The organism is Enterocloster alcoholdehydrogenati (genome assembly GCF_013282095.1).
Taxonomy (GTDB): domain Bacteria; phylum Bacillota; class Clostridia; order Lachnospirales; family Lachnospiraceae; genus Enterocloster; species Enterocloster alcoholdehydrogenati.
Genome location: NZ_BLTJ01000026.1, coordinates 1 through 7,575, shown reverse-complemented (window position 1 = coordinate 7,575; position 7,575 = coordinate 1). Strand labels below are relative to the sequence as shown.

The 7,575-nt window shown below is 50.4% G+C and carries 15 protein-coding genes; all 15 read right to left on the bottom strand.

The genetic code is table 11. The features are described 5' to 3' along the window. Positions 1-664: type IV secretory system conjugative DNA transfer family protein (locus HW447_RS17595; protein WP_176256324.1), on the bottom strand; the 664-nt coding region annotated here is incomplete at its 3' end. Continuing rightward, positions 651-1,070: a PcfB family protein gene (locus HW447_RS17590; RefSeq protein ID WP_279285713.1), complete on the bottom strand. Its 420-nt coding sequence runs from the start codon at positions 1,068-1,070 to the stop codon at positions 651-653. The genes HW447_RS17590 and HW447_RS17595, both read right to left, overlap by 14 nt. A gap of 103 nt (positions 1,071-1,173) precedes the next feature. Then, positions 1,174-1,887, bottom strand: a complete 714-nt coding sequence (locus HW447_RS17585; protein ID WP_176256323.1) for an antirestriction protein ArdA — start codon at positions 1,885-1,887, stop codon at positions 1,174-1,176. After that, positions 1,887-2,228, bottom strand: a complete 342-nt coding sequence (locus HW447_RS17580; protein WP_176256322.1) for a DUF7768 domain-containing protein — start codon at positions 2,226-2,228, stop codon at positions 1,887-1,889. Before HW447_RS17580 ends, HW447_RS17585 begins: the two co-directional genes overlap by 1 nt. Before the next feature lie 112 nt (positions 2,229-2,340). Beyond that, the gene (locus HW447_RS17575; RefSeq protein ID WP_176256321.1) at positions 2,341-3,792 is read right to left on the bottom strand and encodes a ParB/RepB/Spo0J family partition protein; all 1,452 of its coding nucleotides are present in this window, start codon (positions 3,790-3,792) and stop codon (positions 2,341-2,343) included. 197 nt (positions 3,793-3,989) lie between these two features. Then, on the bottom strand, positions 3,990-4,721 hold the full coding sequence (locus HW447_RS17570) for a hypothetical protein (RefSeq protein WP_176256320.1): 732 nt from the start codon (positions 4,719-4,721) through the stop codon (positions 3,990-3,992). Next, positions 4,718-4,885 (bottom strand): hypothetical protein, encoded by a 168-nt coding sequence (locus tag HW447_RS17565; RefSeq protein ID WP_176256319.1) that lies wholly within the window; start codon positions 4,883-4,885, stop codon positions 4,718-4,720. The genes HW447_RS17570 and HW447_RS17565 overlap by 4 nt, the downstream gene beginning before the upstream one ends. Then, positions 4,867-5,079 carry a hypothetical protein gene (locus HW447_RS17560; RefSeq protein WP_176256318.1) on the bottom strand — a complete coding sequence of 71 codons (213 nt, stop codon included), beginning with the start codon at positions 5,077-5,079 and terminating at the stop codon, positions 4,867-4,869. The genes HW447_RS17565 and HW447_RS17560 overlap by 19 nt, the downstream gene beginning before the upstream one ends. 23 nt (positions 5,080-5,102) lie before the next feature. Beyond that, positions 5,103-5,450: a hypothetical protein gene (locus HW447_RS17555; protein WP_176256317.1), complete on the bottom strand. Its 348-nt coding sequence runs from the start codon at positions 5,448-5,450 to the stop codon at positions 5,103-5,105. Positions 5,451-5,466: 16 nt separating this feature from the next. Then, positions 5,467-5,688, bottom strand: coding sequence for a hypothetical protein (locus tag HW447_RS17550; RefSeq protein ID WP_176256316.1), 222 nt, complete (start codon positions 5,686-5,688; stop codon positions 5,467-5,469). Continuing rightward, entirely contained in the window at positions 5,669-5,887 is a 219-nt protein-coding gene (locus HW447_RS17545; protein ID WP_176256315.1) for a helix-turn-helix domain-containing protein, read from the bottom strand. The genes HW447_RS17550 and HW447_RS17545 overlap by 20 nt, the downstream gene beginning before the upstream one ends. Before the next feature lie 6 nt (positions 5,888-5,893). Beyond that, positions 5,894-6,112: a hypothetical protein gene (locus tag HW447_RS17540; RefSeq protein ID WP_176256314.1), complete on the bottom strand. Its 219-nt coding sequence runs from the start codon at positions 6,110-6,112 to the stop codon at positions 5,894-5,896. A gap of 12 nt (positions 6,113-6,124) precedes the next feature. After that, complete coding sequence (locus HW447_RS17535) at positions 6,125-6,640, bottom strand: Rha family transcriptional regulator (protein ID WP_176256313.1); 516 nt, start codon at positions 6,638-6,640, stop codon at positions 6,125-6,127. 373 nt (positions 6,641-7,013) lie between these two features. Continuing rightward, on the bottom strand, positions 7,014-7,361 hold the full coding sequence (locus HW447_RS17530; RefSeq protein WP_176256312.1) for a hypothetical protein: 348 nt from the start codon (positions 7,359-7,361) through the stop codon (positions 7,014-7,016). Between the two features lie 5 nt (positions 7,362-7,366). Further along, positions 7,367-7,575, bottom strand: a 209-nt coding sequence (locus HW447_RS17525; RefSeq protein ID WP_243176343.1) for a helix-turn-helix domain-containing protein, incomplete at its 5' end; no start/stop codon positions are given.

Below are 7,575 nucleotides of genomic sequence, written 5' to 3'. Positions count from 1 at the left end.
CGTGTCGCGCATAGGCAAACGGATTATAGTGCATGGATCTTGAAAAATCTATGCTGTTGAATACCCGCACCTTATAGCCCTGTCTCTGTAAAAAGCGGCCGCACTGGTCGAGGGTGCCGCCTTTTGGATCTACGCACACATAGCTGCATCCGCCGTTTTTGTCTGCGCTGGCCTGCAAAATCTGCGGGGTAAGCCAGAACCGGGTTTTGCCGGAGCCGGACGAACCGATCACACAGGCATTGAGGTTGCGGGCGTTGGCCGGATTTTTCGGACGGGTATTCATGGTAAGAAACTCCGTCCCGGTCAGAATGATGTTATTTTCAAACTTCGGATCGACAAAAGGTCGTATATCTTTTTCAGATCCCCAACGGGCTGAACCGTACTCCTCATCCCGCCGAAATTTCTTTGCGTTCTTGCTTTTCATATAGATCAGCAAGCGAAAGCCCATAGCCCCCACAATGCCAACGAGCCAGTCAAAGGGAGCAAGCCCCGGGGCAAAGTCGGCAAAGGCCGGGCCAATAGTCTGGCCCAGCCCCATGAGCTTATGAGCAAAATCCGCACCCGCCGCCAGACGGTAGGCCGTCCCCAGCTTGAGAAAGGCCCACAGGACAAACAGATACGGGATGTTGGGAATAAGGTATTTTTTGATGCTATCGTTCTTCACGAACCACCCCCTTTGTCCGTTCCTGTGTTTTGGGCGGTTCCTTTACAAGCTGTTCCGCCGCCTTTTTAAGCTGTTCCCGGATAGGGATGCGGCTGGATTTTGACTGTTCCAGAAGCCTGCGGGAGTACCGCTCAAAACAGGCGGTAATTGCATCCGCCTGTCCCGCCTTGAAAAACAGCAGGTATTTGTCCGGCCCGGTTTTGTAAAAGGCATAGTCCACATTGAAACGGCGGGCCATGCGGTCAAAGAGCTTCGGGGCCTCCACCTCGATGCTGTTCACATTTTCGCCGTGGGCCATGAGCTTTTTCACGCTCTGCCTGCCGTGGGGCCTTTGGGCTTTCTTATGCCGTTTGGCGATCTGGCGGCCCGCCGCCCGGAGCACATAGGCCAGCCCCCGGGCTGTCAACTTGCTGGCCCGGACAGAAATCGCTATGGAGCTCCGGGAAATTTCTTCATCAATCAGTTACACCGCCTCCTTTCGCCTTGGGACAAATTGTCTCGAAGTCCCGTTACCGTTCCTCATGGTGTTTTTCAGCCAGCCGCCGAAACCCCTCCTTTGAGGAACCGTCAATAATTTCTTGATAAGCGGCCATCTGCTCCCGGATCGAAAGCTGGGGGTAAGCAAAAACCCTGTGTTCAGCGGGGATGTCCTGGGGGCCGTGGTAGACCTCCCGGAAATCGTCACTCACCTTCGTCACATAGCCGCCCGGTGCAAAGTGTCCGTTTTCGTTGATGGAAATGTCCCGCCCGTATGCTTCAAAGTCAAAGTAGAGTTTTATATTGTCCGGCACTTCGAGACTTTCCATATCCTCCACATAAAGGCGGCCCAGCATTTCCTCATTGTCCACGCCGGGATGAAAGTCGTAGCAGTCCAGATTTTGCGTAAGGTTGATCAAGTCCTGCACCGAGCCACAATGCTGGCCGCTGTCCATAACCGCCTCCAGCGTTTCCCGTTCTGATGGGGAGAGCTCCTTCAGCAGATGGGCCAGGTGGTTGAGCTCGTCAATGTTTTCATACTCGCCCAGATAGTCATAAAGGCCGAGAATATCGCTGTCAAAGGAGATAATAAAGTATTCCTGGCAGCGTACCCCGTCCACGCCGATCCGCTTTAAGAGGGACTGCACCTCCTCCGTGTTGGTTGGGAAATGCAGCGTTTCCCCAACCAGATGCCCCGCACTGTAAAGGGCAGGATTTGAAATGAAAGCCTCAAAAACAGACTCCATCAGCGTTTACCCTGCCCCTTGACGGTCAGGATGCCCTCAAGGGTGGTGGCGGTAATTCCCAGCCGCTGGGCCACGGCAATATCATTTTTCATGGCCTCGGTCATGGTGTGGCCGCAGACCACCAGCACATGGGAGCGGCGCAAGAGGTCACGGCCCATGTCGATGCCGCTTTTATGCTCCTCGGGTACTGCGTCATTGAGAAACAGGGGCAGATAAAGGGGCGGGCAGATCGGGGAAAAGCCTGTCTCATAAACCGCCCGGCAGTAGCGGGCGGCCTGTTCTGCGTTTTCACTGTCGCCGCCAAGCCATGCGGCGGTAATGTATGCAAGGGGACGCTTCATAGTCAATACCTCCGATATTTTAATAAGAAAGTTCAACCCAATCCCCCCGCCCTTTCCCAATCATGGGAAAGGGCGGGGGGCAGGGCCCTCGGGACAAAATGTCTCGAAGTGGTTACTTGTCCTGATCCATCTTTTTCGGAGCCTTCGCCAGCTCGGGCGGCTGTTTCTCCTTCCATTCGTCCAGTAAAGTCATGATCTGCTCCTTCATTTTGGCGGGAGTGGCCTCCTTGCCAAAATACTTTTCCAGTTCAGCGGTAGAAATAATCACGCCTCGATCCTCCTTTTTCTTTTCTGATAAGATGCCATCAATGACATCACCGTTGAGTTTTCCATCCTTGTCCAGCTCCCGGAGCTTTTTCGCCTGGGCCAGAGAGGGGGACGCCTGTTCTCCGTCAATGGAAACAGCGATCAGCCGCTGGTTTTTAGGGCGGATATAGGAAATCTCCACAGCGGGCATAAAGCCCATTTTTTTATCGTCCACCTTGTCCAGCAGTTCCGGCACAAGGGAGTTCAGCCGCAGATAACGCATGACCTTTTTATAGTTCATGTCGTGCGCCTCGCCCACGATCTCAACGGAGCGTTTTCCAATATCGCCCTCGGCCACATTTTTCAGCCGCCCGCCCTGGTGCTTGATGTCCTCCACTTCCAGCTCCAACAGGGCGGCCAGTTCGCTGGGGAGCGTCTGATCCCTCTGTTTGTTGCTGTCCTTCATGGCCTGTACCGCCTCGTGGTCAGTCATTTCCCGAACGATAAAGGGCATTTCCTCCAGCCCGGCCAGCTCACAACCATGATGGCGGCGATGGCCCGCCACGATCTCATAACCGTTGCCATCCTTTTCCGGGCGGGCAAGACCAGGAACCATTACGCCGTTTGCCTTGATGGACGCTACCGTTTCCTGCATTTTGGCATCGTCCCGCACCTTAAACGGGTGGGGGCGGAATGTGTGGAACGGATGCATTTCGGAAAGTTTCAGATAGACCAGCTTTCCTTCCTCCACAGGACGGGGCGGAGCGGCTGGCTCAGGCGGAGCCTGTTCCGGGGCCGGAGCCGCATTTTCGGATGGGGCCTTTTCGGGTTCCGGGGCAGCTTTAACCTCCGCAGACTTTTTCCCACTTCGGGACAATTTGTCTCGCTTAGTCGGCGTGGCCTCGCCGGGGGCCGCCTTATCCGCCCTGGGTGGGCGGCCCTTGCGGGGCTTCGCCGCCTCCTTGCCAGCAGGCTCCGCTTTTTCCTCTTTTGGGGGACGGCCCCGACGGGCCTTTTTCGGTTCATCATCCCCAGCGGCGGGAGGTTCCTCCCGCGTTTTCTCCTCCGGCTCTTTTGCCTCCTCCTCTTTTTCTACCTCGGCCCGGGCTGTCTGCCGCTTTTCATTCATCAGCTCATTGATTTTGTCAAAGGACACCACCACATCACCGGGCTCGGGCTGGGCAGGCCCCTCCTGCTGGGGTGTGGGAGCGGCAGTCTGTTCGGGAGCCGGAGCCTGGGACCCGTCAACCGTAACAGGAGCGGGAGCCTCCGGGAGCTTCTCCTCACCGGGGCCTGTGTTCAATTTTTCATCTGCCATTCACTATCCTCCTTTTCGTGAAAGTTGCACAATTTTGCGGGTTAAATTTCTGTAATTATTTTTCCGCCTCCTTCCGGTCTATCCACGCAAAAAAGCCGCCCGATTTGAACGCCGGACGGCTTTTGGTGTAATGTGATAGATCAAATATTATTTTTTGTGGTTCGTAGGCTCCGAAAAGCCTTGTATTTACAGCGTTCCTAATAGGAAACAATCATATCTGGTTTGCCTTTCAAGACGTCCATTGCGTCCCGAAATTGGTCTATATTCATCTCATGAACATCTTTAATATCATAATTCCGTAGAATTTGTTTCAATCCTACCCCTGTTCTGGATAATTCCACGTACAGCGTGTTAATATGAGCCGTCTCTACCAATATCGGCCTCTGTGGTTGCATGGTATCTGCTGTTTCCTCTGGTTCAGGTTGCCCAAGAGTGAAAACCACCTTATTTTTACACTTAATCACTAATGCATTGATATTATTCTCAGCATCGTAGCCGATCTGGCTTACGGAAAAGCGATCCCTGCAAGTGTATTTTGCTCTTCCAGCTCCTTCTGCCTTTTCAATCTTACATTTTCCTGCCGGAATCCAAATGAACGGAGCAGTATACAGTTCTCGGCCAATCCCCCAGTTAAAGCAAGCCCGCTTAAACGAATCCGAGGCCAACCCCTTTTCCTTTTCTGTGTTGCTCTCTGTGCCTGTGTCTTCTTTCTCAATCCACTGGTTCTTGCTATCATCCCAGATGGCTACTGTGCAGTTTGCGTTATCTCTGGAATGGTGGCGCTGCCAGTTCTCTGCTCCTACGGATTCGTCCAGAATATTCATATCACACCGGGCATCCTTGTACAGCAGAAGGGAAATCCCCTTCTCTGTTGCCGTGGCTATTCTGCAATCAATCTCATCCGCTCTCAGCGTTCGAAATTTGTTCATTCTTCCCAATCCTCCATTTCAGCCCAGTTCCCGGAATAATACCAGTTCACAAATTCCTCTTTCTCTTCTGGTGTGGCATTCATGCATCGTTCCAATGCGTACTGATACGCCTGATCTTCCTCCACGATCGTCCCAGCCTCAGGGCCTATTCCTTTATAGTACATTCCGTATCTCCCTTCTGCTCGCAATCCTCAACGTCCATGTCGAACCCTAACACTGCTGCCACGAGCTCACAATCAATCACGGAATACTTGCTTATCCTCGCAATCCCTGCCAGCGCATTGACCCGGCCCATAAGCATCAGGGCCTCCTCATACTGATTTTCAGCGCAAAATACATCATTTTTTCGATTTGCCATCTTGTTTCCTCGCTCATTCTCCCTTATAATAAGGGTGTGTTAAATTTGTTTTTTGGACCCGCCACAGTTGCCGCTGTGCAGGTCCTTTTCAGTTGCTTTAGCTGGCCGATCATCTCCCCTAGTTCGTCGGAACGGGTGATACGGGAAAGCAGCCGCTCTCCTATACCTACATACGATTCCCAGCCATACCGAAACACACGTACACCCACGCCTGCTGCACGGCCGTTAAACTCAAAAAATGCGGTGGGGTGATCCCCCGTAAGACTCCGCTTACTCTTCTGCAGCCCGTTGATCTGCAAACACAGATCCAAGGCCCCACATATCTGCTGCCTCCTGCGTTTCTCTGCCTTACGCTTCAATCTCTTGTTCATCCTTCCTCACCTCCCTTCACAGCGCGATCACGCCATACGCCACCAGAAACAGCACCACTGATTCCGCTCCCAGCAGAAACGCCATCGCCGCGGCCAGGTTCCACGCCCAGCGGTTGTCCTGGCGGTATCTCTGAAGCTCATCCCCTACCAGGCCGCCCAGTACCAGGATGTCGTCATATTCCTCCGGGGTGATGGTGATGGGGGCTTCTGGCTGGGGGTTATGTTTGATTACTTCCATTGTCTCCTCCTACTGCCGGCTCTGCGACCGGATATTTCTCAATGAATCTTTCCAGATCCGAACCCCGGATCTTTTTCTGCCCTAATAACAGGCAGGGCAGCTGTCCAGTGTTTATCAGCTCATAGACCTTAGTGGTATTGACCCGCAAAACCAGCGACGCTTCCTTAACCGTGTATAATGGTTGATATGGTGCTACCATGCTGTATTACCTCCCTTCCTCATATGGATTTGAAACGAAGGCACATCCATGTTCTCCAAATTCCGCGCCAATGTATTTTTTTGTCACCGGATTGAAAAATGTAAGAAAGATCACTTCGTCTCCATCTTCATTAACGCCATCTGTCAGTCCGCTTACAAAACAGCCATGGATTTCACTCAAATCATCCTTACTAAAACTGACCTGATTTAACACTACTTTTCTCAAAACCAATCCCTCCTATCTTTCGCTTAATAACCCGGTCAAAGACATCTGCTCATACTCAGGAACCTTCACAAAATCAGCTGGAAGCTGGATACCGAACTGTTCGCACTCCATTTTAAATGCTTCCGCAATCTTATATGGTGCTGAGCCCTGATTCTTCATAACCCGTTCCGTTACCCGGCCCAAATCTGCCACGCTGGAAGCAATCTGTGGATTGAGTGGGCAAGGGAGCTTTGTATACTCCATCTCATGGAATCGGTTAATATATCTTGCGGTAAATTCCGTTCCCTTCTGTCCAGTCATCTTGTGGGCGATGAACTCGCAGCCTTTCTTTGTAACAAGAAAACAGGGAAGTGTCTTGTTTTGCTCTGTAACATATGTGGATTCCTTGAAAAAATCGGAGAATCCAATTTTGGCTGCTCCTAACTGAGATATGTAATTGCGAATATCCCGAAGTAACTTAGAATGTTCTTTTCCGCACCACTCAGCAGCTTCCATTGATGTGATGGTGGTTCTCATTAAATCATGCATTTTGTGTACCCTCCTTCTTAAGCCTTAAACTCCATTGTCTTTTCTTTCCCTCTGCATCAAATACGTGGATCGAGTGCTTTAAATCACCGAATTCTGCATTTTTTCAATCCTCACTTTCGTCACCTCCATCACCAACTCTTTTAAAAACTCTTTTTGCCGCCCAGCGTATACACTCATTTAATTCTGTATTAGTTGGGCGTTCATACCCCTTAATTTTGAAATACCTTATCATGGCTATAGCCGAAATTCGACTTACAAGCCATCCAAATGCACATATGGCAGTTGTCATGGTTAAAATTATCGTAAGCATCTCTCTCCTCACTTGTTTTAAAAACAGCAGTTCGCAAGAAACATAAAATTAGATTTCGAATTTCTAATTATTGCTACAAAGCCATAAAAGAAAATATCCGGTAAGAACAAGAATTCCAATGCTTGCTGCAGTTAATAATGATGCTGCAAACAAAGTTTTTACCTCGTCTAATCTATCCTTTTTGTAGCAAAATTCGGCCATCTCTGCCTCATTCATCATTTGCAGTCTGTATTCCAATCTGTAAACGCCATCTTCATCCAAGACAAGATATATGTCTATTCTGTTATGACCAGATGGCGTTCTTTCTGTCCCTAAATGCTCCTCTTTAACACCTGTTATTTTTCCGTTCTCACGCAAACGTATGGCTTCCTGCTCTGATAGATCGTTTCGCCATCGCTTTACTTCTTCCACCTCTCTCACCTCCCTTCCTCAGTCTCTGCGAAATACTCCACTGGAACATCAAAATACTTGGCGAGAATTAACAGCTTATCGAACTTAGGATTATATTTTCCGTTTTTCCATTCGGAGAGTGTGGATTTTAAAATCCCTGTTTCCTCAGACACCCGATAATCTGTCAGCCCTTTCTTATCTCGCAACTTTGCATATTTGGCGTACAAATTTTTCA

What these genes read in the sequence shown, in the direction of transcription:
- HW447_RS17575 (WP_176256321.1), bottom strand. Translation starts at nt 3,792, where the DNA reads ATGGCAGATGAAAAATTGAACACAGGCCCCGGTGAGGAGAAGCTCCCG.
- HW447_RS17585 (WP_176256323.1), bottom strand. Translation starts at nt 1,887, where the DNA reads ATGGAGTCTGTTTTTGAGGCTTTCATTTCAAATCCTGCCCTTTACAGT.
- HW447_RS17535 (WP_176256313.1), bottom strand. Translation starts at nt 6,640, where the DNA reads ATGCATGATTTAATGAGAACCACCATCACATCAATGGAAGCTGCTGAG.
- HW447_RS17550 (WP_176256316.1), bottom strand. Translation starts at nt 5,688, where the DNA reads ATGGAAGTAATCAAACATAACCCCCAGCCAGAAGCCCCCATCACCATC.
- HW447_RS17565 (WP_176256319.1), bottom strand. Translation starts at nt 4,885, where the DNA reads ATGTACTATAAAGGAATAGGCCCTGAGGCTGGGACGATCGTGGAGGAA.
- HW447_RS17545 (WP_176256315.1), bottom strand. Translation starts at nt 5,887, where the DNA reads ATGGTAGCACCATATCAACCATTATACACGGTTAAGGAAGCGTCGCTG.
- HW447_RS17560 (WP_176256318.1), bottom strand. Translation starts at nt 5,079, where the DNA reads ATGGCAAATCGAAAAAATGATGTATTTTGCGCTGAAAATCAGTATGAG.
- HW447_RS17570 (WP_176256320.1), bottom strand. Translation starts at nt 4,721, where the DNA reads ATGAACAAATTTCGAACGCTGAGAGCGGATGAGATTGATTGCAGAATA.
- HW447_RS17580 (WP_176256322.1), bottom strand. Translation starts at nt 2,228, where the DNA reads ATGAAGCGTCCCCTTGCATACATTACCGCCGCATGGCTTGGCGGCGAC.
- HW447_RS17555 (WP_176256317.1), bottom strand. Translation starts at nt 5,450, where the DNA reads ATGAACAAGAGATTGAAGCGTAAGGCAGAGAAACGCAGGAGGCAGCAG.